The 22,375-nt window shown below is 66.3% G+C and carries 25 protein-coding genes; 18 read left to right on the forward strand and 7 right to left on the reverse strand.

Going from position 1 to position 22,375, the window contains the following annotated elements; genetic code table 11:
- The first annotated feature begins 116 nt into the window (after nt 1–116).
- The 3 genes from ubiK to H7A86_RS18570 all read left to right on the forward strand — a co-directional run bounded on the left by ubiK (nt 117) and on the right by H7A86_RS18570 (nt 2,715).
- Nucleotides 117–395, forward strand: coding sequence for a ubiquinone biosynthesis accessory factor UbiK (ubiK, locus tag H7A86_RS18560; protein ID WP_104584893.1), 279 nt, complete (start codon nt 117–119; stop codon nt 393–395).
- Nucleotides 396–410: 15 nt separating this feature from the next.
- Nucleotides 411–1,931, forward strand: coding sequence for a YifB family Mg chelatase-like AAA ATPase (locus tag H7A86_RS18565; protein ID WP_119131648.1), 1,521 nt, complete (start codon nt 411–413; stop codon nt 1,929–1,931).
- Between the two features lie 274 nt (nt 1,932–2,205).
- Nucleotides 2,206–2,715 carry a lipocalin family protein gene (locus H7A86_RS18570; protein WP_180707941.1) on the forward strand — a complete coding sequence of 170 codons (510 nt, stop codon included), beginning with the start codon at nt 2,206–2,208 and terminating at the stop codon, nt 2,713–2,715.
- Between the two features lie 630 nt (nt 2,716–3,345).
- Here the strand turns inward: H7A86_RS18570 and H7A86_RS18575 are convergent.
- On the reverse strand, nt 3,346–3,522 hold the full coding sequence (locus H7A86_RS18575) for a hypothetical protein (RefSeq protein WP_010374782.1): 177 nt from the start codon (nt 3,520–3,522) through the stop codon (nt 3,346–3,348).
- A gap of 383 nt (nt 3,523–3,905) precedes the next feature.
- Here H7A86_RS18575 and H7A86_RS18580 point away from each other — a divergent pair, with 383 nt between their 5' ends.
- On the forward strand, nt 3,906–5,465 hold the full coding sequence (locus tag H7A86_RS18580; protein WP_119131646.1) for an EAL domain-containing protein: 1,560 nt from the start codon (nt 3,906–3,908) through the stop codon (nt 5,463–5,465).
- Between the two features lie 234 nt (nt 5,466–5,699).
- Here the strand turns inward: H7A86_RS18580 and H7A86_RS18585 are convergent, their stop codons facing one another.
- Nucleotides 5,700–6,824, reverse strand: coding sequence for a fatty acid desaturase family protein (locus H7A86_RS18585; protein WP_104584885.1), 1,125 nt, complete (start codon nt 6,822–6,824; stop codon nt 5,700–5,702).
- Nucleotides 6,825–6,833: 9 nt separating this feature from the next.
- Complete coding sequence (locus H7A86_RS18590) at nt 6,834–7,910, reverse strand: ferredoxin reductase (RefSeq protein ID WP_119131645.1); 1,077 nt, start codon at nt 7,908–7,910, stop codon at nt 6,834–6,836.
- A 93-nt stretch (nt 7,911–8,003) separates the two neighbouring features.
- Here H7A86_RS18590 and fabR point away from each other — a divergent pair, with 93 nt between their 5' ends.
- Both fabR and H7A86_RS18600 read left to right on the forward strand, forming a co-directional pair.
- Nucleotides 8,004–8,651 (forward strand): HTH-type transcriptional repressor FabR, encoded by a 648-nt coding sequence (gene fabR / locus H7A86_RS18595; RefSeq protein WP_104584881.1) that lies wholly within the window; start codon nt 8,004–8,006, stop codon nt 8,649–8,651.
- Nucleotides 8,652–9,131: 480 nt separating this feature from the next.
- Nucleotides 9,132–9,944: a hypothetical protein gene (locus tag H7A86_RS18600; protein WP_104584879.1), complete on the forward strand. Its 813-nt coding sequence runs from the start codon at nt 9,132–9,134 to the stop codon at nt 9,942–9,944.
- 115 nt (nt 9,945–10,059) lie between these two features.
- On the opposite strand, the gene H7A86_RS18605 is transcribed toward H7A86_RS18600, so the two are convergent.
- The 3 genes from H7A86_RS18605 to H7A86_RS18615 form a co-directional block, all read right to left on the reverse strand.
- Nucleotides 10,060–10,929: an alpha/beta hydrolase family protein gene (locus tag H7A86_RS18605; protein ID WP_119131644.1), complete on the reverse strand. Its 870-nt coding sequence runs from the start codon at nt 10,927–10,929 to the stop codon at nt 10,060–10,062.
- Nucleotides 10,929–12,029: a DUF3182 family protein gene (locus H7A86_RS18610; RefSeq protein ID WP_119131643.1), complete on the reverse strand. Its 1,101-nt coding sequence runs from the start codon at nt 12,027–12,029 to the stop codon at nt 10,929–10,931. The genes H7A86_RS18605 and H7A86_RS18610 overlap by 1 nt, the downstream gene beginning before the upstream one ends.
- A gap of 108 nt (nt 12,030–12,137) precedes the next feature.
- Entirely contained in the window at nt 12,138–12,314 is a 177-nt protein-coding gene (locus H7A86_RS18615) for a hypothetical protein (protein WP_164739817.1), read from the reverse strand.
- A gap of 397 nt (nt 12,315–12,711) precedes the next feature.
- On the opposite strand from H7A86_RS18615, the gene H7A86_RS18620 reads away from it, so the two are divergent.
- The 8 genes from H7A86_RS18620 (at nt 12,712) to H7A86_RS18655 (ending at nt 18,193) form a co-directional block, all read left to right on the forward strand.
- The gene (locus H7A86_RS18620; protein ID WP_104584871.1) at nt 12,712–12,993 is read left to right on the forward strand and encodes a hypothetical protein; all 282 of its coding nucleotides are present in this window, start codon (nt 12,712–12,714) and stop codon (nt 12,991–12,993) included.
- A gap of 28 nt (nt 12,994–13,021) precedes the next feature.
- Nucleotides 13,022–13,288, forward strand: coding sequence for a hypothetical protein (locus tag H7A86_RS18625; RefSeq protein ID WP_164739212.1), 267 nt, complete (start codon nt 13,022–13,024; stop codon nt 13,286–13,288).
- Nucleotides 13,289–13,382: 94 nt separating this feature from the next.
- Nucleotides 13,383–13,976 (forward strand): DUF4142 domain-containing protein, encoded by a 594-nt coding sequence (locus H7A86_RS18630; protein ID WP_104584867.1) that lies wholly within the window; start codon nt 13,383–13,385, stop codon nt 13,974–13,976.
- Nucleotides 13,977–14,177: 201 nt separating this feature from the next.
- A complete protein-coding gene (locus H7A86_RS18635; RefSeq protein WP_119131850.1) occupies nt 14,178–15,065 on the forward strand; it encodes a TIGR01777 family oxidoreductase in 888 nt (295 codons plus the stop codon).
- A 148-nt stretch (nt 15,066–15,213) separates the two neighbouring features.
- Nucleotides 15,214–15,879 carry a response regulator transcription factor gene (locus tag H7A86_RS18640; RefSeq protein ID WP_104584865.1) on the forward strand — a complete coding sequence of 222 codons (666 nt, stop codon included), beginning with the start codon at nt 15,214–15,216 and terminating at the stop codon, nt 15,877–15,879.
- Nucleotides 15,876–17,060, forward strand: a complete 1,185-nt coding sequence (locus tag H7A86_RS18645) for an ATP-binding protein (RefSeq protein ID WP_119131642.1) — start codon at nt 15,876–15,878, stop codon at nt 17,058–17,060. The genes H7A86_RS18640 and H7A86_RS18645 overlap by 4 nt, the downstream gene beginning before the upstream one ends.
- A 120-nt stretch (nt 17,061–17,180) precedes the next feature.
- A complete protein-coding gene (locus H7A86_RS18650) occupies nt 17,181–17,471 on the forward strand; it encodes a hypothetical protein (protein WP_119131641.1) in 291 nt (96 codons plus the stop codon).
- A gap of 59 nt (nt 17,472–17,530) precedes the next feature.
- Nucleotides 17,531–18,193 (forward strand): DUF3313 domain-containing protein, encoded by a 663-nt coding sequence (locus tag H7A86_RS18655; protein WP_119131640.1) that lies wholly within the window; start codon nt 17,531–17,533, stop codon nt 18,191–18,193.
- Between the two features lie 331 nt (nt 18,194–18,524).
- Here the strand turns inward: H7A86_RS18655 and H7A86_RS18660 are convergent, their stop codons facing one another.
- On the reverse strand, nt 18,525–19,343 hold the full coding sequence (locus tag H7A86_RS18660) for a histidine biosynthesis protein HisIE (RefSeq protein WP_119131639.1): 819 nt from the start codon (nt 19,341–19,343) through the stop codon (nt 18,525–18,527).
- A 242-nt stretch (nt 19,344–19,585) separates the two neighbouring features.
- Here H7A86_RS18660 and H7A86_RS18665 point away from each other — a divergent pair, with 242 nt between their 5' ends.
- The 4 genes from H7A86_RS18665 (at nt 19,586) to H7A86_RS18680 (ending at nt 22,373) form a co-directional block, all read left to right on the forward strand.
- Nucleotides 19,586–21,022: a Do family serine endopeptidase gene (locus H7A86_RS18665; protein WP_119131638.1), complete on the forward strand. Its 1,437-nt coding sequence runs from the start codon at nt 19,586–19,588 to the stop codon at nt 21,020–21,022.
- 116 nt (nt 21,023–21,138) lie between these two features.
- Entirely contained in the window at nt 21,139–21,501 is a 363-nt protein-coding gene (locus H7A86_RS18670; RefSeq protein WP_006450942.1) for a hypothetical protein, read from the forward strand.
- 3 nt (nt 21,502–21,504) lie between these two features.
- Entirely contained in the window at nt 21,505–21,993 is a 489-nt protein-coding gene (locus H7A86_RS18675; RefSeq protein WP_104584855.1) for a hypothetical protein, read from the forward strand.
- On the forward strand, nt 21,990–22,373 hold the full coding sequence (locus tag H7A86_RS18680; protein WP_119129794.1) for a hypothetical protein: 384 nt from the start codon (nt 21,990–21,992) through the stop codon (nt 22,371–22,373). The genes H7A86_RS18675 and H7A86_RS18680 overlap by 4 nt, the downstream gene beginning before the upstream one ends.
- Nucleotides 22,374–22,375: the final 2 nt, after the last annotated feature.

Genomic DNA, 22,375 nt, shown 5'->3' on the forward strand with positions numbered 1-22,375 from the left:
CCGTCACCGCGGCCGACAGCCGAATGGGACTATCCTTACCGCCTGCCGACTGCCTTGCCGATGTTCCGCGTGTCCCGGCCTGCACTAGGCTTCCTACGGACCTGCGGAGAACACCCATGATCGATTTCAACCAGCTCGACGACCTCGCCCGCCGCCTCAGCGACCTGGTGCCGCCGGGCCTGCGCCAATCGCGCGAAGAACTGCAAGGCACCTTCAAGGGCGCACTGCAGGCCGGCCTGGGCAAGCTGGACCTGGTCACCCGCGAAGAGTTCGACGTGCAGCGCGCGGTGCTGCTGCGCACGCGCGAGAAACTCGACGCGCTGGAACAGGCCGTGGCCGCGCTGGAAGCCCGCGCGCCCGCGACGCCGCCCGCGGCGCCACCCAGCGCTCCCTGACCAGGGCCTTCCACCATGAGTCTGGCGCTGGTGCACAGCCGTGCCCGCGTGGGGGTGCATGCACCTGAGGTTCGGGTGGAGGTGCATCTCTCCGGCGGGCTTCCCTCCACCCAGATCGTGGGCCTGCCCGAGGCTGCGGTACGCGAATCGCGCGAACGCGTGCGTGCGGCGCTGCTGTGCGCGCAGTTCGAATTTCCCGCCCGGCGCATCACCATCAACCTGGCCCCGGCCGACTTGCCGAAGGAAGGCGGCCGCTTCGACCTGCCGATCGCCCTCGGCATCCTGGCCGCCAGCGGCCAGATCGATCGCCAAACCCTGGCCGATTACGAATTTCTCGGCGAGCTCGCGCTGACCGGCGAATTACGTGGCGTCGATGGCGTACTGCCGGCCGCCCTGGCTGCCGCGCAGGCCGGCAGACGGCTGATCGTGCCGCTGGCCAACGGCGCCGAAGCGGCCATCGCCGGGCACGTCGAAGCCTTCACCGCGCGCACGCTGCTGGAAGTCTGCGCCGCGCTCAACGGCAGCCAACGGGCACCGGCCGCCGAGGTGGCGGTGCCGGCGCTCGGCGCGCGTGCCCTGCCCGACATGGCCGATGTGCGCGGCCAGCAGCATGCGCGTCGCGCGCTGGAGATCGCCGCCGCCGGTGGCCATCATCTGCTGCTGGTCGGCAGCCCCGGCTGCGGCAAGACCCTGCTCGCCTCGCGCCTGCCCGGCCTGTTGCCCGAATCCAGCGAAGCCGAGGCACTGGAAACCGCTGCCATCACCTCGGTCAGCGGCCGCGGGCTGGATCTTGCGCGCTGGCGGCAGCGGCCTTACCGGGCCCCGCACCACACCGCCAGCGCGGTCGCGTTGGTCGGTGGTGGCACCCATCCGCGTCCCGGCGAGATCTCGCTGGCCCACCACGGCGTGCTGTTTCTGGACGAGCTCCCGGAGTGGCAGCGGCAGACGCTGGAAGTGTTGCGCGAGCCCCTGGAATCGGGGCTGGTGACGATTTCGCGCGCAGCGCGCAGCGTGGATTTCCCGGCGCGGTTCCAGCTGGTTGCTGCCATGAACCCGTGTCCGTGCGGATGGGCCGGCGACGGCAGCGGGCGGTGCCGCTGCAGCAGCGACAGCATCCGCCGCTACCGCAGCCGCATCTCCGGTCCGTTGCTGGACCGGATCGATCTGCATGTCGACGTGCCGCGACTGCCACCGCATGCCTTGCGCAGCGGCAATCCCGGCGAAGACAGCGCCAGCGTGCGTACACGCGTGGTCGCCGCACGCGAACGGCAACTCGCGCGTGCCGGCACACCCAACGCACAACTGGATCAGGCACAGACCGATCATCATTGCCACCTGCAGGGCGACGATCAGGTGCTGCTGGAACGCGCCATCGAACACCTGCAGCTCTCCGCGCGCTCGATGCATCGCATCCTGCGCGTGGCTCGCACCATCGCCGATCTCGACGACAGTGCAGCCATTGCCACCCGGCATCTGACCGAGGCCATCGGCTACCGCAAACTGGATCGTGCGGTGGAGACGGCGAGCGCGGCGTAGTGCGCCGACCCGGGTGCGTCGAGGCGACCGCACGCCCGCGCACCCCCCATTCCACGCCGTTGTTTAGGACGCTAAGCACTCCAGCAGCGCAGGACGGTCGACCGCTTCATCGCACCGTCGCTCGCTGCCTGTGCGCCTGCAATGAGCGTGCGCGCGCCCTTCTCTGGTGGCACGGCATTGGCCCCATACGTCCACCCGCTCTCTCCGGCGTCGCAACATCCATTTCATGGCAATGCACGTACAACGTCCGCCACACCACTGCGCAGAGGCCGCCATGAGCCGACATCCCGACCTAGTCACCGTCCCGTCCCTGGATCTGAATCGCTATCTGGGCACCTGGTACGAGATCGCACGGCTACCGATTCGCTTCGAGGATGCCGATTGCACCGATGTATCGGCGCACTACTCGCTGCAGGACGATGGCACGGTGCGGGTGCAGAACCGCTGCCTGACCGCCGAAGGCGAGCTGGAAGAGGCAGTCGGCGAGGCGCGCGCCATCGACGACAGCAACGCGCGGCTGGAAGTCACCTTCCTGCCCGAAGGCCTGCGCTGGATTCCGTTCACCAAAGGCGATTACTGGGTGATGCGCATCGATGCGGACTACACCGCCGCGCTGGTCGGCGGTCCCGACCGCAAATATCTGTGGCTGCTGGCAAGGCTGCCGCAGCTGGACGAAAACATCACCCAGGCCTATCTGGCGCGTGCGCGCGAGCAGGGCTTCGACCTGGCCCCGTTGATCCACACCCCGCATACCGGGCGACTGACCGAGCAGCCACTTCCCTGAGTGCTGCGCACAGCTGCCATCGCAGTCTGCCCGGTGGCCAGAACGCGCGTCCTCGGCCAGCGAATGCTGGTCCGCAGGGGATTGGGTCGCACCGATAGATCGACTGCGGAGCTGGATCAAGAGCAGCTGATCTGCGGCCTGGTTGCAGGGCCCTTGCCTACCCACCCTCGCGCCTGCCCACCCTCGCGGGACACGCCGTGACTCCGTTCCCGGAGGCTCTTCTGCGGCATCCATGCCGCAGAAGGTACCGCGGCGGTAGGCGAACAAGGACCACTCAGGATGGTCGCTGTGCATGGTGCAAGCAGGGCGGGGCTTGGGGTGTCAGGAGCACGGTGTGTGCGGCCGGCGTTCCATCACAAGCCGGGCAGCGGACAACCCCTCAACACGCAACCTACAAACGTCTCGTCTGCTCACCGCACGCCGACTGACAGGCTGCCAGGAACGCGGCCGACCGATTTACCGGTGCGGTAGCCCGGCCGGTTACGGAGCCCCTGGCGGCATGGGTGCCGCCAAGGACCCCTAAGGATGGACGACCTGTCCTGCAAGCAGTGAGGGCACGCGCCCTCGGACCTATCCGCGCCTCCGACGCTCCGGCATTGAACGACTGCGCAGACCGGACTGCAGCCCGACTCAACCGTTGAGCGTGCCCAGATCCTTGGCCGCAGCCTGCGCGCCTTCCAGGCTGTCGAAGGCAACACCGGTGTCGCCGACCACGTACTTGGTCAGCTCGCCATCGCGGGTGGTTTCCTGCATCTTGAAGATCGGCACTGCATCGGTGCCGCCGACGCGTTCTTTCTGCGTTGTCATTGTGATTCCTCCAGGGAGAGTGCCTTGCACGGAGCCGGATGGCGCCGCGGCTCCCACGCGGGAGCACAGACGACCCGACCCTAGCGCGCCGTCTGGTGCAGGCGCGTGAATCCATTGACGAGGCCGATTGCCACGGCGCCAGGCACCATCATTTGCAGAAAATCACATCCGCTTCGCCCCGCGGACGCGCGCAACCCACGCGTCTGTCGTACATTCGCGACGTGCAGCCTCATCAGTCCACCGTCACTCTCTCCACCGTCTTGCCGCGGCATGCCCGCGTGCGGCGCAACTACGCCGCGCCGTTCGTGGGGCGATGCATGTCAGCGCTGCCCTGCGCGGGCTGTCGTGCGTGAGCACGCCTCCCCGCAGATGTGGGTGGTGAGGTGAAGCGTCAACGCATCATCAGTGTGACCGTGTTGCTGGTGCTGCTGTGCGCAACGCTTCCGATCAGCCTGTCCTACTACCTGGCATGGCGGCTGGCGCTGGACCGCGAGGAAGGCAAGCTCGCGCAACTCGCGGCATTGTCGATCCGGCGCACCGAAACCGCCTTTGACGAGGCACATGGTGCGCTCTTGAGCATGGGCGCATCGCCGCTGCAGCCGTGTTCCCAACCGCATCTGGCGCAGATGCGCGCGCTGGTGCTGGCCAGTCATTACATCGTCGAACTGGGCTACCTCCAGCAGGGCCGGCTGCGCTGCACCTCGTGGGGCCCATCGCCGGAGGTCGTGGCGCACACCGCTGCCGACTTCGTGGTCAAGCGCGGCATCGCAGTCACCACGCGGCTGCGCCCGCTGGCCAATCCGCACCACCCGCTGATGGCCTTGCAGTTGCGGGACTACAACGTGCTGATCAATCCGACCACGCTGACCGACATCAATCTGCCGCCCGGCCTGCAATTGGCGATTGGCACGCCGGACGGCCAGATACTGAGCAGCACCGGCACCGCCGCCGAGCAGCTGCTGATCGCGCTGCCGACCGCTGCATCCGGCACCGGGACGGACGCCCAGGCATTGTCCGGCCGCGACCGCCGCGGCGACTGGGCCGCGGTCGTCACCGAGCCGGTGGCGTATCTGCGCGGGCCGCTGGCGGCTGCACGGCTGCAGGTGGTACCGGTCGGCATCGCGCTGGCGCTGCTGTTGGTCAGCCTGGTGATCTGGGTCTCGCGGCGGCGGTTGTCGCCGCTGGCGCGGCTGGAAATCGCCGTGCAGCGCAACGAGTTCGTGGTGCACTACCAGCCGATCATCGCGCTCGACACCGGCGCCTGCGTCGGTGCCGAGGCGCTGGTGCGCTGGCAGCAACCCGATGGCGTGTTGATCCCGCCCGATGCCTTCATCCCGCTGGCCGAAGAGAGCGGCTTGATCCTGCCGATCACCGATCTGGTGGTAGCCGAAGTCATCCGCGACCTCGGCCCGACCCTGGCGACCGACCCTTCCCTGCACGTGGCCATCAATGTCTCCGCCGACGACATCAAGAGCGGCCGCGTGCAGACCGTGCTGGCCCGGGCGCTGCATGGCACCAACGTGGACAGCGGACAGTTGTGGGTGGAGGCGACCGAACGCAGCCTGATGGACATCGAAGCGGCGCGCACCACCATCACCCACCTGCGCGGTGCCGGCCACACGGTGTCGATCGACGACTTCGGCACCGGTTATTCGAGCCTGCAGTACCTGCAAGGCTTGCCGCTGGATGCGCTGAAGATCGACAAGTCTTTCGTGGACACCATCGGCACCCACTCGGCCACCAGCGCGGTGACCTCGCACATCATCGACATGGCCAAGACGCTGCAGCTGCGCACCATCGCCGAAGGCGTGGAACGGCAGGAGCAGCTGGACTATCTGCGCGCGCACGGCGTGGACCTGGCGCAGGGCTGGCTGTTCTCGCGCGCGCTGCCGGCCACCGGCTTCATCGCCTACCACGCGCTGATGCGCGGCGGCGCGCACTGACCAGCGCCGCTACGGCGTCAACACCGACGTGGAGCCGTGACGGCGAGTCGTCGACCACCGGGCATGGCGATCCAGGCATGGCAATCAGCAGGATGCACGCACGGCCTGCTCGATTCGCGGCCAAGACGGTTCGCCTGTGCCGGTTGCACGCCGACCAGGCGCACGCTCGTGTGGCCGCCAGGCCGGACTGACTGGCCCGACAAGAAAAAGGGCCGCCAGTGGCGGCCCTTTCGATCAGGCGCCTTGCAGGGCGCCTTCGCGTTGGCGACGTACCGGCCTGGGCCGGCTCGGGAACGCATGCCGCACGATCCGCCACATCACCTGGCCGAACTGACGCGGCAGCGAGCCGGTGTTGTAGTGCTGGCCGTAGCGCGCACAGATCTGCTTCACCTCGACCGCAATCTGCGCGTAACGGTTGGCCGGCAGGTCCGGGTAGAAGTGGTGCTCGATCTGGTGGCTCAGATTGCCCGACAGCACGTTCATCAGCTTGCCGCCGGTGAGGTTCGAAGACCCCCGCAGCTGACGCAGGTACCAGTGACCGCGCGACTCGTTGCGGATCGACTCCTTCGGGAACACTTCCGCATCGGCGGTGAAGTGACCGCAGAAGATGATCACGAAGGTCCAGATGCTGCGCAGCACGTTGGCGGCCAGGTTGCCCAGCAGCACGGTCAGGAAGAACGGGCCGGCCAGCGCCGGGAACACGATGTAGTCCTTGAGCATCTGGCGGCCGATCTTGCGGCCGACCGGCAGGAACGAGGCGCGCAACTCGGCCGCCTTCATCTTGCCGGCGAACCAGCGGCCCAGGCGCAGGTCCTGGATCGCCACGCCCCATTCGAACAGCAACGCGAACACCACCGCAATGAACGGCTGCAGCAGGTAGAACGGGCGCCAGCGCTGCTCGGGGAAGATGCGCAGCAGCCCGTAGCCGATGTCGTCGTCCATGCCGCGCACATTGGTGTAGGTGTGGTGCTTGAAGTTGTGCGTCTTGCGCCAGTTGTCGCCGGTGGCAACGATGTCCCACTCGTAGGTGTTGCCGTTGAGTTGCGGGTCGCCCATCCAGTCGTACTGGCCGTGCATGACGTTGTGGCCCAGCTCCATGTTCTCCAGGATCTTGGACAGCGTCAGCAGCACCACACCGGCGATCCACGCCGGAATCAGCACGCTGTGCACGAACGCGCCCAGGAACAGCAGCGCGCGTCCGGCCACGCCGGTCCAGCGCACCGCGGCCACGATGCGGCGGATGTAACGCGCATCGGCGGCACCGACCTGGGCCTGCACGCGGGCGCGGATGGCATCGAGCTCGTCGCCGAAGGACTGCAGTTCGGCAGCGGACAGGGCGCGGTTGTGGACTCGGCTCATGAGGGTTCCTTACAGATCCAGGATCAGGTCAGTGCTCGGGGCACTGATGCACAGGCGGACCTGTGCGGTGGGTTCGTTGCTGCGCTCGCCGGTCAACAGGTGACGCGTGGTGCCGGCCTGGCGCGCGCAGGCGCAGCTGTTGCAGATGCCCATGCGGCAACCGTGCTTCGGCCGCAGGCCTTGCGCTTCCAGCCCCTCCAGCAGCGACTGGCCGCGCGGCAGGGTCAGCGTACGGCCGCTGCGTGACAGCTGGACCTGCACCTCACCGGCTTCGCCGTCGTCCAGCACCGGCACGCTGAAGGCTTCGGCCTGGAACGCGGCCACGCGGCCCTGCAGGCGCGCGCGCGCTGCCTGCACGAAGCCGCCCGGGCCGCAGACCATGACGTGGCGGCTGGAAAGATCGGCGACCTGCTCCAGCGAGTAGCCATCGATGCGCGCAGCCGGCGTGGCGCCTTCGCGGGTGGTCAGCAGGCGCACGCGCAGGCGCGGATGTGCGGCGGCCATCGCCTCGAATTCCTCGACGAAGCAGGCTTCGTCGCGCTGGCGCACCCAGTACAGCAGGTCCACGTCCATCGGCATGCCGGCCTGCGCGGCGGCCTGCAGCAGCGCGCGCATCGGGGTGATGCCCGAGCCGGCCGCCAGCAGCAACAGCGGCGTCGGGGCGGCCGGCAGCAGCATGTCGCCGAAGGCCGGATCCAGCGACACCACCGTCCCGATCGGCGCATCGCCGGCCAGGTAGCGGCTGACCAGCCCGCCCTCGATCGCCTTGACGGTGATCGCCAGGCGGCCATCGGCCAGCACGGTCGGGCTGTAGCTGCGCAGCAGGCGGCGGCCGTCGATCTCCACGCCCAGGCTCACGTGCTGGCCGGCCTGCAGCCCCTGCCAGTGGCCGTTGGGCCGCAGCACCAGGGTCACCGCGTCGCGGCTGGCCGGCGTGCGCGCGACCAGGCGGGCCATTGGCCGTTCCAGGGTCCACAAAGGGTTGAGCCGGGTTGCCCAGAAATCGAACAACTGCGGCGACACCAGCCGGCGCGCCAGGCGCGTCGGCAACGGGGACTTGGACTTGGGGTCGGATGCCAGGTTCATGGATTGCACTATACGCATGCATGCACAGCCGTGTATACAGTTGTATATCGATCAGAGGAGCTATGATTCAGGCCCACGCCCGGCTACCGCCTCATGACCTCCATCGCCCTGCCTTCCAACGACGCGCCGCCGTCACGCAAGCCGGCGATTTCACGTGAGGATCTGATCGCCGCGGCACTGTCGCTGATCGGACCACACCGCAGCCTGTCCACGCTGAGCCTGCGCGAAGTGGCCCGCGAAGCCGGCATCGCGCCCAACAGCTTCTATCGCCAGTTCCGCGACATGGACGAACTGGCAGTGGCCCTGATCGATCTGGCCGGGCGTTCGTTGCGCACCATCATCGGCCAGGCCCGTCAGCGCGCCACCTCCACCGACCGCAGCGTCATCCGGGTGTCGGTCGAAGCCTTCATGGAACAGCTGCGCGCCGACGACAAGTTGCTGCACGTGCTGCTGCGCGAAGGTGCGGTGGGCTCGGATGCGTTCAAGCAGGCGGTGGAGCGTGAGCTCAGCTATTTCGAAGACGAGTTGCGGGTGGACCTGATCCGCCTGGCCGCCGCCGACAACGCCAAGCTGCATGCGCCGGCGCTGGTGTCCAAGGCGATCACCCGGCTGGTGTTTGCGATGGGTGCGGTGGCGATGGACTCGCCGCCGGAAAAAGACCCCGAACTGATCGAGCAGATCTCGCAGATGCTGCGCATGATACTCACCGGTGCACGCACCTTGGGCACGCACGGCGGGTGAGCGTGGCTTGACGCTGGAAAGCCACCGGTCTGTCTCGCGTTGACCGGTGACGCATGCTCGCTTCGATCGATACGCCTGGCTGGTTGCCTACGCATCAAGTCGCACGCATGCGCTGTCGGTGCGTCAATGACCTGCGCGCAATAAGGTGGCGCAGTCCGCGTGCATAGCCACGCCAGGTGCGTGCAAGCGCCTGTGCATGGAGATCGGCACATGCCGCGTTTTGCGCAGACAACCGAACATGGCGAGCGCTGAAACATCGGCAGTGCCTGTTTGTCTTCAAAGGCATCCAAACGCCTGCTAGGCGATACGGTCGTACGTCTATCTTCTACCGACCAGCCTCATCCATGGCGGCGAATGCACAGTTCAGTCTTGTCGCGGTGGTGCTCACATCCAAGCACATGCGTTTCACTCCTGGCTGGCCAAGGTGGGCCACGTTCGCGATCTGCTCGACAGACGCACCTACAGGCACACGGAGACGACATGAGCAACCACGACACCCCTCTCGACAAGCAGGAACGCAAGGCCGAAGCGCAGGATCTGAACCGTGATCCGATCTCCGGTACACCCGGTTCGCATCCGGTCGGTGTGGGTGTGGGCGGCATCGCAGGCGGCGCTGCTGCCGGTGCGCTGGCCGGCACCGTGTTCGGTCCGCTGGGCACGCTGATCGGCGCTGCGGTTGGCGTGGTGGCCGGCGCCGCAGCCGGCAAGGGCGTGGCCGAGCGCCTGGACCCCACGGTGGAAACCGAATACTGGCGTCAGGAACACCAGAACCGTCCTTACTACAAGGAAGGCACTGACTACGACCGCGATTACGCCACCGTCTACGGCTTTGGTCTGCAGGCGCGCGAAACACGTCCGACCAGCACCTGGGAAGAAACCGAGGCCACGCTGGCTGGTGAATGGCCGCGCAATCGCGGCGAATCGCGCCTGGAATGGGAAGAGGCACGCCTTGCCGCGCGCGATGCCTGGGAGCGTGCCGATCGCACGCATAGCGTCTATCGCGAGGGCGACACGCATTACCAAGGCCGTTTCGACAGCGCGAGCTATCGCGACGCCGAATATTCCTACGACGATTATCGCCCTGCCTATCGTTACGGCATGCAGGCACGTCAGCAATATGTCGGCCGCCAGTGGGACGACCATCTGGAACGCGATCTGGGCGATGGCTGGGACCGTTTCAAGTCCAACTCGCGCCTGAGCTGGGAAAAGGCCAAGCATGCCGTGCGCGAAGCCTTCGATTCGGAGAATCACGATCAGGCTGCACGTCGCAATCCGACCGACCCGCGCGTCTGAGGTGTCGCGGCCTGGCACCAGGCCACGCTGATGTGTGAAAAAGAGCGGGCCCGATGGGCCCGTTCTTCGTTATCGAAAGCATCAACGGGGACGCTGACCTCGTTGCGTGGACGACTCAGCTGGAGCTGTTTTCCACGGCACGGATGTCGCCACGAAATTCGCGCGCGCCCTGCCCGGGCGATGACACTGCATCGCCCTGTTGCTGCTTGAGCATCTGCTTGCGTGCGGCCACCACTTCCTTGGCCAGGGCGATGCGCCGGCCGACCACCATTTCGGTCAGCCAGTCGATCAGGGTCCGCGTGTATTCCTGCTGGTGTTCCTTGATGCTCAATGCGTGATCGGCACCGGCAATCACCCGCGCGCTCAGCGAGCGCGCATTGACAAAGGCATTGGCATAATTGCGCAACACCGGATGCGGCACGATCACGTCGTGCTGCGCCTCCACCAGCAGCACATCGCCCTTGTAGTCGGCACAGGCCGCCAAGGCGATATTGTCGTCCGGGGTCAGCACGCGCTGCCGGTAATCCATCAATTCCGGATCGGCGTTGAGGCTGACCTTGGGGCGATCCCAATGCTCGTCCTTGTACAGCGCAGGCGAGCGTAACGCCAGCCATTCCACCGGGCGTTCGCGCGTCAGCAAGGCGGACAGGTAGCCACCGTAGCTGAGCCCGACCACGGCGATCGATTGCGGGTCGACATACGGCAGGCCGGCAAGCTGATCGTAGGCCGCCTTGATGTCGTCCAGGTTCTGCGCGCGTGTCACGCTCTGGCGCATGGACGCATAGCCTTCGTGGCCACGCAGGTCGAAGGTCATGCAGATGCAGCCAAGGCCGACCGCTTCGCGCGCGCGCACCAGGCTGTGATGCTGGCTACCGCCCCAGCCATGCACGAACAGCACGGCGGGAATGCCGGTGGGCGTGAGCAAGGTGCCACTGAGTTCGTCCTGGTCGACCGGGATCTGGATGCTGGAAAGTTTGGCTTCCATTACGTGGTGGATACCCTCCTGTATTTGAAGCGCGGACCCGGCCCGGGGCGTTCGGCGCGGTAGTAGATCTGCGCATCTGCGGGCGGTTCGCCCTGATAGATCTCGTGCGTGGATGCATGCACCCAGCGCAGGTTGGCATCGTCCTGAAAGCTGCCAATCGCGGCGAGCTCGGCCGGTGTGGCGCCGCCGACGCGCCAGGATTGCTCCAGCACGCCGCAGACCGCACCGTTCCTTCCATCGTCGCCGCTGACCACATCGTAGTTGCGCCGCGAGATGTGCAACCCAGGATAGGCAGCAGTGATGAATCGATCGTATCTGCAGGCTTGCGCGACCACACGCTGTTGCAGGGGCGGTAGCGCCGTCACGGCCAGCGCTTCGAGCGATCCGCGATACACATGCAGCGATGAGCCGCCATAGACGTCCTCGCCCTGCGCATTGCGCACGCTGCATTGGGTGCCGTAATAGGCGATCTGGACGCCGGCAACGCATAGCTCGCCCACGCTATGTGTCACCGGCTGCAGGATATTGCGCTCCAGGACCGCACCATGCGTGCCCAGATAGTCCTCCGGCAAGCTGTCCAGCACCTGCGTCAGTTGCGCTGCATCGGCAATACGCCACTGGCCGTTGCCGCCCACGCCGGTCGGCAGCTTGAGTCGCACACCGCCATCCGGCAGCAGGGCCTGCAGCGCACGCAGGGCATCGGTGCGCGAAAACACCGTATAGCCCGCCAACGTGGCCGGAATCAGCGCGGTGGCCAGTGCCTGGTTCCATCCTGGGACGCTGGCTGCCTGCTCGGCAATCAGCGGGTGGCCGATCACCTTGGTTGCCAGGAAGGCATGCGGCACGATGCCGCCCAGCAAGTCGGCAGCGTCATCGATGCCGAGTCCATGCGCCTGTTCCGACGTCAGAGTTTCATCGGGCACATGAAACACGGTCTCGGCAACCATGGGTCCGGAGGCGGCACGATGCCCTGCGCCGCGCACGTCCAGCAGCCGTGCAATTTCGCGACAGACCCACGCATGCGTGGCACGCTCATGACCATCCTCAGGCACCGGCCGAGTGACATGCCCCACGACCTGGCAATACTGCTTGTGCGCCATCACGTCTCCCCTGGCAGCGTCGAACCGCGTGCCGTTGCTGGCTTTTCAAGCAGTTGAAACCCGCGCAGTCGGTGATGCAGCGCTACGCCGGCGCCGGAAGAACCCGGCTTACTTCAAGGTCAGATAGAACGCAAACACGATCACAAGGACGACGATCAAGCTGATGGCGACACGTCCCCCACGCAACTCCACCAAGGCATGCCACCACACACGTGCTTCCGAGGTGCCGCTGGCGGCTTGCGGCTTACGACTGCTTTCGCTGTCCTGCATCCTGAGTACTCTCATCTCCATCATGTCATCCCACATCCTAAGCATCAGACGTTACACAAGTGTGGAACGATTCAGAATCTTCCGTAAATTGCGGCATTGCGCGCATGTTTGTCCCGACATCATCGCAACGATCGCCCGATACACGTGGCAATGGGAACTCGCCGAACGTAGACCTTACGAAAGGATGCAATCGATTGCTGACGGGTGCTCACCGCTGCGCTATGACTTAAATTGCCGATGCACGCTGCAGACGACACGACCTGCATGCGCAGCATGTCACGGCGCAAACGAAGCTGACCAGTTAAGCACGCGCTGCTGCGATTCGGCCAATAGTCGGGTTCGATGATCATCCGTTGACACAGCCACGGTTACCCTGCGTGTCAAGTTTGTTTAACCCGGACCACGCGAAGTCATGAGCAGAGACCCATCCGTCATCGATGTACAGGCCGAAATCGCGCATTGGCAGGCGCGTCACGCGCAGGGCAACCTGGGCGCAGGCAAGTTCAGCGAATTGTCCCCGGTGGTGAAAATGGCCTGCGATATCTATCTGCAGGCACCGCGTTCGAGCGATCAGGAACGTCTGCGCCTGTTTCGCGACCGCCTGGAGCATCACTTCATTTCATCCAGCACGCAGTCCAATTACGAGCAGTTGGCGACCGATTGCTGGCAGCGGTTAGGCAACCGCAATAGTTGAGCAAGACCGTTCCTCATTGGAGAGCATCATGAAAACCCCGTATCAAGTGCAGCAGGAGCTGGAGCGATTGGAGCGGTTGGTTCCGCACATCGTCAGCGACCAGGGCGACCGCGCGGAGGACATCCTAGGCTTCCATGTCGCCAGCTTGCTGGGCAGTGCCCCGGCCAGCGAACACGCGTTGATTCGCGAACGCACCGCACGCATGGCGCGCGTGTGCCGCACCGCGCAGGATACGGTGCGCACGCCGGCCAGATCGTTGGGCCTTGGCGCAGTCGCCCAACCGCAGCTGGCCTGATCGGCAGGCACCGATCCACGCATCACCGGAGCCGCGTAGCGGCTCCTTTGCATTTCACCGTCGGCAGTGTTGGCCGCCTCTTCCCAGGACCTCCATGAAATCCCTTCTTGTCGCGACATCGCTCCTCGCCATGCTGTCCCTTACCGCCTGCGACCGCCCCGGCGGCGATGCGTCGCGGACTGCGCCGGCAGTGTCACCCGAACCGACTGCTGCACCGGTCTCCGGGACTGGTGCCACCGAACTGGCCAAGGGCGACGCCGCCGTGCTCGGCGTGTTGGTGGCGCTGGATGAAAACGAGATCGCGCTGGCCAAGCAGGCCATTGCCCAGGATCTGGGCGGTGCGACCGATACGTTCGCCAAGCAGCTGCTGCACGACCACGAAGCCAACCTGGAAAAGAGCAAGGCGCTGGGTGCCACCGACAGCCCCCGTGCCGATGCCATGCGCGCCAAGGGCAAGGCGGCAGTGGACGCACTGGCAAAGACCGCGACCCTGCCCGATGGCAAAGACGCCTACCGCAATGCCTTCATGCGCACGATGGTCAGCGACCACGGCGACACCATCAAGATCATCGATGCCGAACTGCTGCCCGCCGCCGAAAGCGCGCCGGTCAAGCAGCACCTGGAAGAAAGCCGGCGCGTGGTGTCGGCGCACTTCGAGCGGGCCCACGCGGTGTCCTCCTCGCGCTGAGCCTGGCGCACCGTCTGCAAGCATCCAACGCGCCGGCCTGTCCGGCGCGTTGGCGTTTGGGCCTTGCCGATCGAGCGCGCTGTCCGCCCGGCCGCCGTCCTGGCGCCACGCGGCGACCGCCACGCATGCGGCAGCGACTTCACCCTGCAGCAGGCAGCGCTGGCCTATCGTGCCGCATCGATTCGGCGCAGGAGTGTCCCCATGCAGTTGCTCATCACCGGCGGCACCGGCTTCATCGGCCAGGCCTTGTGTCCGGCACTCCTGCAGGCCGGGCACCAGGTCAGCGTGCTGACCCGCGACCCGCGCCGCGCCGGGCGCAGCCTGCCCGGCATGACCGCGGTGGACACGCTGGACGGGGTGCGGGCCGATGCGGTCATCAACTTGGCGGGCGAACCGCTGGCTGCCGGTCGCTGGACTGACGCGCGCAAGCAGCGCTTCCGGGCTTCGCGCCTGGGCATCACCGGCCAGCTGCATGCCTGGATCGCGCAGCAGCCGGCCGAACAGCGCCCGTCGGTACTGATTTCCGGCTCGGCGGTGGGCTATTACGGCGAGCGTGGTGACAGCGTCCTGACCGAGGCAGACCCTGCCGGCGACGATTTCTCCGCGCAGCTGTGCCGCGACTGGGAAGCCGAGGCGGCCAGCATCGCCGCACTCGGCCCGCGCGTGAGCTGGGTGCGCACCGGCATCGTGCTCGACCGCGACGGCGGCGCCCTGGCCCGCATGCTGCCGGCGTTCCGTTTCGGTGGCGGCGGCCCGTTCGGCGATGGCAGGCACTGGATGAGCTGGATCCACCGTGCCGACATGGTGGCCTTGCTGCTGTGGTTGCTGGACCACGGCCAGGGCGGCGCCTACAACGCCACCGCACCAACCCCGGTCACCAATGCCGAATTCGCGCGCACCCTGGCCCACGTGCTGCATCGCCCGGCGCTGCTGGCGTTGCCGGCCGGCCTGCTGCGACTGGGCTTTGGCGAGATGGCCGAGCTGCTGCTGATCAGTCAGCGCGTGCTGCCACAACGCGCCCTGGAGGCCGGCTTCCGCTTCCGCTATGCGCGCCTGGACGAGGCGTTGCGCGCCATCCTGCAGCACTGACCCGCGCGTTGCCCGGGCGGGGCCTTGCGCGCAGGGCGGGCCGCCGGCCGCCCTGCGACGGCCGTTGGCCATGCACTAATATTTGCCTAACGACCATCCCCGACAGTGCTGCCGATCTCGGACTGGCCCCGGGCCCGGCGGAACACCTATGCACCTGCTCCTTGTCGAAGACGACACCATGCTGGCCAACGCGATCTGCGATGGCGTGCGCCAGCAGTCCTGGACCATCGACCACGTCGGCAGCGCCAACGCCGCCAAGACCGTGCTGGTGGACCACCGCTACACCGCGGTGCTGCTGGATATCGGCCTGCCGGGCGAATCCGGGCTGACGGTGATCCGCTTCATGCGCGGCCATTACGACGCCACGCCGGTGATCGCACTGACCGCACGCGGGCAGCTCACCGACCGCATCCGCGGCCTGGATGCCGGCGCCGACGACTACCTGGTCAAGCCGTTCCAGTTCGACGAGCTGATGGCGCGGCTGCGTGCGATCACCCGGCGCAGCCAGGGCCGGGTGGTGCCGCTGCTCACGCAGGGCGATGTCTGCGTGGACCCGAGCAGCCGCAAGGTCACCCGCGACGGCAAGTGGGTGGCGCTGAGCGCGCACGAATACCGCCTGCTGCTGGCGCTGATGGAACGCGCCGGGCGCGTGGTCACCAGGGATCAACTGGAAGAAGGCGTCTACGGCGGCCCGTGCGAAGGCGGCAGCAACATGATTGCGGTGTACGTGCACCAGCTGCGCCGCAAGCTGGGCGATGCGCTGATCTCCACGGTGTATGGCCAGGGCTACATGGTCGGCAAGGCACCGGAATGAAATCGCTGCAGGCGCGCATGCTGGCGGCGCTGGCCGCAATCGTGTTGTTGAGCTGGTGCACCTCCCTGTGGATCCTGGTCGCCCTGGTCACCCAGGGCCATCACAGCGTGTTCGAGCAGGAACTCAACATCTTCGGCGACCAGCTGATCGGCGCCCTGCCCGACGCGCTGGAGCACCGCTTCGATACGCAAGCCGAGCCGCAGGCTGCGCTCGACGCGCACGCGTCGAGCGGCAATGTGTCCTCGCGCATGAGTTTCAAGCAGACCTTGATTGCGATGGTGCTCAACACCGTGCAACTGGGCGTGCTGGGCCTGCTCGTGTGGTGGGCGGTACGCACCGCGCTCGCGCCGCTGCGCGCCATTTCCAGCGCCATTGCGCAGCGCACCGGGCTGGACACCGAACCGGTGCCGCTGGCGCAGGTGCCGGAGGAGATTCGCCCGCTGATCGGCTCCTTCAACTCCCTGCTGGCCCGCGTGGAAAAGACCGTGCAGGCCGAGCGCGATTTCGTGGCCGATGCGGCGCACGAACTGCGCACGCCGCTGTCTGCGCTGCATGCCTATGCCGAGGTCGCGCTGCGTGCGCCCACGCTGGAGGCCAAGGACGCGGCGCTGCAGCAGCTGCTGGAAACCGCACGGCGCAGCAATCGGCTGGCTGCGCAATTGCTGGATCTGGCGCGGCTGGATGCATGCATCAGTTCGGCGGCGTACCGGCAGGTGGACATGGGCGAGTTGATCTCGCATGTGCTGGACGAATTCAGCGTGCAGGCCGACGCCCGCCACATCACTCTGCAGGTGGAGGCATCGCCGTGCCTGCTGCGTTGCGACGTGGATGCGGTGGGCATCCTGATCCGCAATCTGGTCGACAACGCCATCCGCTATGGGTGCCTCCATGGCACGGTGGAAGTGAGTTGCGGCTATTGCCTGCGCGCCGATGCGCTGCATCCGTTCGTGCAGGTCAGCGATGACGGCCCGGGCGTGCCGGAAAGCGCCCAGGCGTCCATCTTCGAACGCTTCTACCGGGTTGCCGGCAGCCAGGTGCAAGGCAGCGGGATCGGGCTGTCGCTGGTGGCCGGTATCGCGCGCCTGCACGCGGCCACCATCGAAACCTGCGAAGGCCACCAGGGCCGCGGCCTGTGCGTGCGCGTGGTGTTCGCCGGCGAAGGCGTGCGCCGCACTGGCTGAACGCAGGCGGCGCGCGGCGATCGCCTATCGACTATCGCCTGTCGTTATCGCCCAAGCCAATAAGTTTCCAACACCCACTGCCTACAGTGCACTCACCGCATGCATCCAGGATGCCTGGTGATGGTCAACTCGATCCGTTCCACCCCGCTCGTCCCCGCCGCCGTCGCGCTGCTGGCACCGCACGCGGCCGCCAACGACAGCGTCATCCCTGCCGCCGTCACCAACGCGGCACTACGCAAATTCCGCTGTGGCCGCACAGGCACGCGCAATCGCGACATCTGGCGCGCACTGCCGGATATCCGTAGCGCGCGCCAGGCACGCCGGCTGCAGCGCTGGGCCAACGGCGGTGTGTTGTTCACTGCCGCCGCAGTGGTGTTTGCGCTGGCGGTGGCCAGTTATCTGATGCATTGAGCGCGCGGCCCCGCTCGCGCGTGCTCGTCCCTATCTGCTTCCTCTCCAGGTATTTGCCCATGTCGTCGCATTCCCTTGTCCGTTGCTGCGCGCTGCTGGTTGTCGGCGTGACGCTGATCGGTTGTGCCAGTACGCGCCCGATGCCGTACAGCCAGTTGCCATCTTCAAGCTATCTGCGCCCGCACGTTGGCAGCCGCGGTGACCGCATGCCGTACGCCTACCAGGGCGCGGTGGATTGGACACGCTACCGCGCCGCACTGATCGAGCCGGTCAGCATCTATCGCGGTCCCGACGCGCAATTCGAAGACGTGCCCGAGCAGGACAGACGCATGCTCGCCGATTACATGCAGCAGGAGTTCGGCAATGCGATCGGGCAGCGTTGGCAACGCGCGACAGTGGCCGATCGAGACACCTTGCGCGTGCGCATCAGCCTGACCGGTGCCAAACCCAGCAAGCGGGTGCTGGGCACCTTCATGAAGGTGGATCTGGGCGGCGGTTCCTATAACGCGGTGCAGGCCGCACGCGGCAAGGAAGGCGCGTTTTCCGGCTCGGTCAGCTACGCGGTGGAAATCTTCGACGCGCAGAGCAACCGCCTGCTCGCCGCCTACGTCGAAAAACAGTACCCGAGCGCAATGAACATCAAGGCCAGCCTGGGCGCCTACGACGCTGCGAAGGCGGGTATCCGCAAGGGCGCCGAGCAGTTGGTCAAGGGAATGGATTAGCTGGGATTCGGGATTCGGGATTCGGGATTCGGGATTGGAATCGGGAATCGAGAATCGAGAATCGGATTATCGGAAGCGATGGCTTCTAGTTTCCTTCTCCCACCGGGAGAAGGTGCCCCGCAGGGGCGGATGAGGGTACGGACCAGAGGCCCAATCCAGCCCAGATGTCAGATTCGATTACCTGCCCGATCACAGGAGCACAGCAAGACCGCGGTCGCCGGGTCACCGATCAACCCACGAAAAGGCCGGCGCCGTACGGACAGCGCCGGCCTTTGTCAGTTTGCACGGCCCACGTGTTGTCAGCGGGCCATGCCCTCTTGGCGCTGCAGCCTCAGCGCGTGACCCGCTTGGCCGCCTTCTTGCCGACGGCCTTGCGGGCGGCGGTGGTCTTGGCCACGGCGCGCGTGGCCGGCGTCTTGGTGACCTTGGCGGCCTTCTTCAAGGTGGTCTTGGTCACCGCCTTCTTGAGCGGCACCTTCTTCACTGCAGCCTGCTTGGTGGCGGTCTGCCTGGCCACCGGCGCCTTCTTGGCGGCGGGCTTGACGATGGTCTTGGCGACCGGCTTCTTGACCGGGGCCGACTTGGCCACCGCCTTCTTCGCTGCCGCGCGCGCACCCACCGTGGCCACCGCGCTCTTGCGCGCTGCGCTCTTGGCAGCGGTCTTGGCACTCAATGCTGCCGCTTCGGCCTTGGCATTGGCCTTGGCGGTTTCCAGCTTCTGCCTGGCGCTGGCCTTGGTGTTGGCCAGTTTCTTCTTGGCGGCATTGGTGGTGCTGCTCAGCTTCTGCTTGGCCGCATCGGTGGTGGCGGTAAGCTTCTGCTTGGCGGCGTCCCTGGTGGCGGTCAACTTGTCCTTTGCGGCCTCTTTGCTCGACACCAGCGAGCGCTTGGTCTTGGCCACGCGGCGCTTGACCGCCGTTGCTGCATCGCCGGCCTTGTCGACAACGCGCTGTTCGACCTTGACCACGGCCTTGCGGGCCTTGGCGACGCGGGTCTTGACCTGCGCCACTGCCGTGCCGGCCGCGTCCTGCACGCTGGCCACCGCGTCGCTGGTGGTGCTGGCGATGGTCTCGCCCAGTTCGGTGGCCGTGCTCTTGACGCTCTCGACAGCGTCGGACAGGGTTGCCGTCACACCATTGCCGTTGTTCATAGACCCTCCTTAAGGGCGTCAGTGCGGAAAACGCGGGCGATGCGCAGCGGCATGCGTATGCTGAACAGGCATCGGATCAAGCGGACGCTACGCCGGGCTCAAGCGGCTGTCAACGCAGCGCCCGCAAGGGATCTGCAGCGCTTTCACCAGGCGTTAAATTGCCCGCTGGCACTCTCGTTCAGCTTGATTTACGCAGCCAGACGCCCTATTCCTCTTCCACCGCGTAACCCGGACTTCGTTGCATGCGCCCGCTGCCTACCTTGCTGACACTTTCCCTGGCCGCTGCCTTCGGCGGTTTTGCCGCCACCGGCATCAATGCCTGGATGGACAACCGCGCCGAAGCCACACCGGCTGGCACTGCGGCCTTTACCTTGCCCGCGGCCGCCGCGTTGCCGGCCGCCGTGGCCGGGCAACCGGTGCCGTCGCTGGCGCCGATGCTGCAACAGGCGATGCCGGCGGTGGTGAGTGTCAACACCAAGCAGGTGGTGCGCGTGCGCAACCCGTTCTTCAACGACCCGATCCTGCGGCGGCTGTTCCCGGAGATTCCGCAGGACCGCATCAACGAATCGCTCGGCTCGGGCGTGATCATCGATGCGCAGAAGGGCTACGTGCTGACCAATCACCACGTCATCGAAAATGCCGACGACGTGCAGGTCACGCTCGGCGACGGGCGCACGGTCAAGGCCGATTTCATCGGCTCCGATGCCGATACCGATATCGCGTTGATCCGCATCAAGGCCGACAAGCTCACCGACATCAAGCTGGCCGACAGCAACGCGCTGCGCGTGGGCGACTTCGTGGTGGCGATCGGCAACCCGTTCGGCTTCACCCAGACGGTCACCTCCGGCATCGTCTCGGCAGTGGGCCGCAGCGGGATTCGCGGGCTGGGCTACCAGAACTTCATCCAGACCGATGCCTCGATCAATCCAGGCAATTCCGGCGGCGCGCTGGTCAACCTGCAGGGCCAGTTGGTGGGCATCAACACCGCCAGCTTCAACCCGCAGGGCAGCATGGCCGGCAACATCGGCCTGGGCCTGGCGATCCCCTCCAACCTGGCGCGCAATGTGGTCGAGCAACTGGTGACCAAGGGCGTGGTCGTGCGCGGCACGCTCGGGCTGGAAACCCAGAACCTCACCCAGCAGATGCTGCAGGGCCTGGGTGTGGATTCGTTGCGCGGCGCCCTGGTGACGCGCGTGTTGCCAGGGTCCGCCGCGGCGGCCGCAGGCGTGCAGCCGGGCGATGTGGTGGTGGCGGCCAACGACCAGCGCGTGGACAGCGCAGAGGCATTGCACAACTATGAAGGCCTGCAGGCGGTCGGTAGCGCGGTAAGGCTGGAGATTCGCCGCGATGGCAAACTGCTCACGCTCACCGCGACACTGAAGGAGCAGGACCGCGCAGTCACCGGCGACATGCTCGACCCACGCCTGGGCGGCGCCACCTTCGTCGATCTCCCAGAATCGCTGCGCCAGTCCGGCATCACCGGCGTCATGGTCAGCGAGGTCAAACGCGGCGGTCGTGCCGCAGCCAATGGTCTGGTCACCGGCGATGTGATCGTGGCCAGCAGCGTGGGCGAGTTTGCCGATCTGGCCAGCTGGCGCGCCAATTTCCAACGCAAGCCGCAGCAACTGGTGGTGCGCATCCTGCGTGGCAATGCGCAGTACGACGCGTTGATGCGTTGACGTGGCGTGCACTGCCCTCGACCTGCACTAACACCTCCTACACCGCAGCGATGCTATTGCTGCACCACGCCCGCATGCTGTTCGCGGCTGCCATCAATGACCGAAGGAGATATCGCATGAGCCCCACCAATACCGACCAGCTGAAAGAAAACCTGAGCGAAGCCAGCACCCATCTTAAGTCTGCCGCCAGCGCCGCAGGCGAAGCCGTCAAAGGCGCCACCAGTGCTGCCGGCGACGAACTCAAGCTTGGTCGTGCCAACGTCAAGGCAGAGCTCTCCGATACCGCACTGGCCGGTATGGCGGCTGCCGAGTTCGGCGGCGCCGCTGCCAAGGAGCAGCTCGACGTGCTGGTCAGCAAGGGCAACGACCTGCTGGAAAGCGCGACCGATCTGATCCGCGAGCGGCCGCTGGCTGCGTTTGGTGTGGCGTTTGCGACCGGCTGGATCATTGCCAAGCTGGCACGTAGCAACGACAACTAAGTCGTGAGCGATCAGGCCTCCACAGCTGCCGCCTCCGACGCGCCCAACGCGCGGCCGGAAACGCCAGGACTGGACGAAAGCGTACGTGCGGTCGGCGCAGCCGGCCGTGCGACGCTGGGCTCGGCCAAGGACACCAGCCGGGCATTGCGCCGGCTGGTGTCGGCCGATTTACAACTTGCACGCAGTGCCTTTGGGCGCGGACTGGCCTGGGCATGCGTTGCCGTGGTCTTCGGCGCCTCGTCGTGGCTGTTGCTGGCGGGTGCGATCATCGCCCTGCTGCAACGCGCGGGGCTGTCGTGGTTCCAGGCGATGTTTTTCACCGCGTTGGCCAGCCTGTTGGTCACCGGCATCGCGGCGTGGCGCGTGTTCTTCTACTTCGACCACACCGGCTTGAATGCAACACGCCGTCAGCTGGTCAAGCTGGGCATCTTCGATGACAGCAGCGACGACGACGATGCCCATGCATCGGCTGCCACTGGAGCACGTACATGAAGTTTGGCACCTTGCGTCAGCGCGTCGATCGCGCGGAATTCCTGGTGGAAGGGCGCGCACAGGAAACGCGCCTGCATTGGGGAGAACTGCGTGACACCTGGCGTGCCGGATGGTCCCCGTTGCGGATCATGGTGGTCGGGTTCGGCCTGGGTTTTGTCACCGGCCGTAACGAACCGCAAGCGGCGCTGGGCAGTATCGCCAGCAAGCTGGGCGGTATCCCGAAAATCCTGCAGATGATCAGCACGATCTCTGCGCTGTTCACTGCACATCGTGCGCAGGAAGCCTCCGAGCAGGCAGAACGTGCCGCCGACAATGCCGAAGAGGTCGCTGCCGATCCACCGGTGACGGTGGTGCAGGCACCGGTCGATCGCGCCGCATAATG

Source organism: Xanthomonas euroxanthea (assembly GCF_903989455.1).
In the GTDB taxonomy this organism is placed as follows: Bacteria; Pseudomonadota; Gammaproteobacteria; order Xanthomonadales; family Xanthomonadaceae; genus Xanthomonas; species Xanthomonas euroxanthea.

Coding starts and splice junctions, on each gene's coding strand:
- ubiK (WP_104584893.1), top strand. CDS start 117: ATGATCGATTTCAACCAGCTCGACGACCTCGCCCGCCGCCTCAGCGAC.
- H7A86_RS18565 (WP_119131648.1), top strand. CDS start 411: ATGAGTCTGGCGCTGGTGCACAGCCGTGCCCGCGTGGGGGTGCATGCA.
- H7A86_RS18570 (WP_180707941.1), top strand. CDS start 2,206: ATGAGCCGACATCCCGACCTAGTCACCGTCCCGTCCCTGGATCTGAAT.
- H7A86_RS18575 (WP_010374782.1), bottom strand. CDS start 3,522: ATGACAACGCAGAAAGAACGCGTCGGCGGCACCGATGCAGTGCCGATC.
- H7A86_RS18585 (WP_104584885.1), bottom strand. CDS start 6,824: ATGAGCCGAGTCCACAACCGCGCCCTGTCCGCTGCCGAACTGCAGTCC.
- H7A86_RS18590 (WP_119131645.1), bottom strand. CDS start 7,910: ATGAACCTGGCATCCGACCCCAAGTCCAAGTCCCCGTTGCCGACGCGC.
- fabR (WP_104584881.1), top strand. CDS start 8,004: ATGACCTCCATCGCCCTGCCTTCCAACGACGCGCCGCCGTCACGCAAG.
- H7A86_RS18600 (WP_104584879.1), top strand. CDS start 9,132: ATGAGCAACCACGACACCCCTCTCGACAAGCAGGAACGCAAGGCCGAA.
- H7A86_RS18605 (WP_119131644.1), bottom strand. CDS start 10,929: ATGGAAGCCAAACTTTCCAGCATCCAGATCCCGGTCGACCAGGACGAA.
- H7A86_RS18610 (WP_119131643.1), bottom strand. CDS start 12,029: ATGGCGCACAAGCAGTATTGCCAGGTCGTGGGGCATGTCACTCGGCCG.
- H7A86_RS18615 (WP_164739817.1), bottom strand. CDS start 12,314: ATGAGAGTACTCAGGATGCAGGACAGCGAAAGCAGTCGTAAGCCGCAA.
- H7A86_RS18620 (WP_104584871.1), top strand. CDS start 12,712: ATGAGCAGAGACCCATCCGTCATCGATGTACAGGCCGAAATCGCGCAT.
- H7A86_RS18625 (WP_164739212.1), top strand. CDS start 13,022: ATGAAAACCCCGTATCAAGTGCAGCAGGAGCTGGAGCGATTGGAGCGG.
- H7A86_RS18630 (WP_104584867.1), top strand. CDS start 13,383: ATGAAATCCCTTCTTGTCGCGACATCGCTCCTCGCCATGCTGTCCCTT.
- H7A86_RS18635 (WP_119131850.1), top strand. CDS start 14,178: ATGCAGTTGCTCATCACCGGCGGCACCGGCTTCATCGGCCAGGCCTTG.
- H7A86_RS18640 (WP_104584865.1), top strand. CDS start 15,214: ATGCACCTGCTCCTTGTCGAAGACGACACCATGCTGGCCAACGCGATC.
- H7A86_RS18645 (WP_119131642.1), top strand. CDS start 15,876: ATGAAATCGCTGCAGGCGCGCATGCTGGCGGCGCTGGCCGCAATCGTG.
- H7A86_RS18650 (WP_119131641.1), top strand. CDS start 17,181: ATGGTCAACTCGATCCGTTCCACCCCGCTCGTCCCCGCCGCCGTCGCG.
- H7A86_RS18655 (WP_119131640.1), top strand. CDS start 17,531: ATGTCGTCGCATTCCCTTGTCCGTTGCTGCGCGCTGCTGGTTGTCGGC.
- H7A86_RS18660 (WP_119131639.1), bottom strand. CDS start 19,343: ATGAACAACGGCAATGGTGTGACGGCAACCCTGTCCGACGCTGTCGAG.
- H7A86_RS18665 (WP_119131638.1), top strand. CDS start 19,586: ATGCGCCCGCTGCCTACCTTGCTGACACTTTCCCTGGCCGCTGCCTTC.
- H7A86_RS18670 (WP_006450942.1), top strand. CDS start 21,139: ATGAGCCCCACCAATACCGACCAGCTGAAAGAAAACCTGAGCGAAGCC.
- H7A86_RS18680 (WP_119129794.1), top strand. CDS start 21,990: ATGAAGTTTGGCACCTTGCGTCAGCGCGTCGATCGCGCGGAATTCCTG.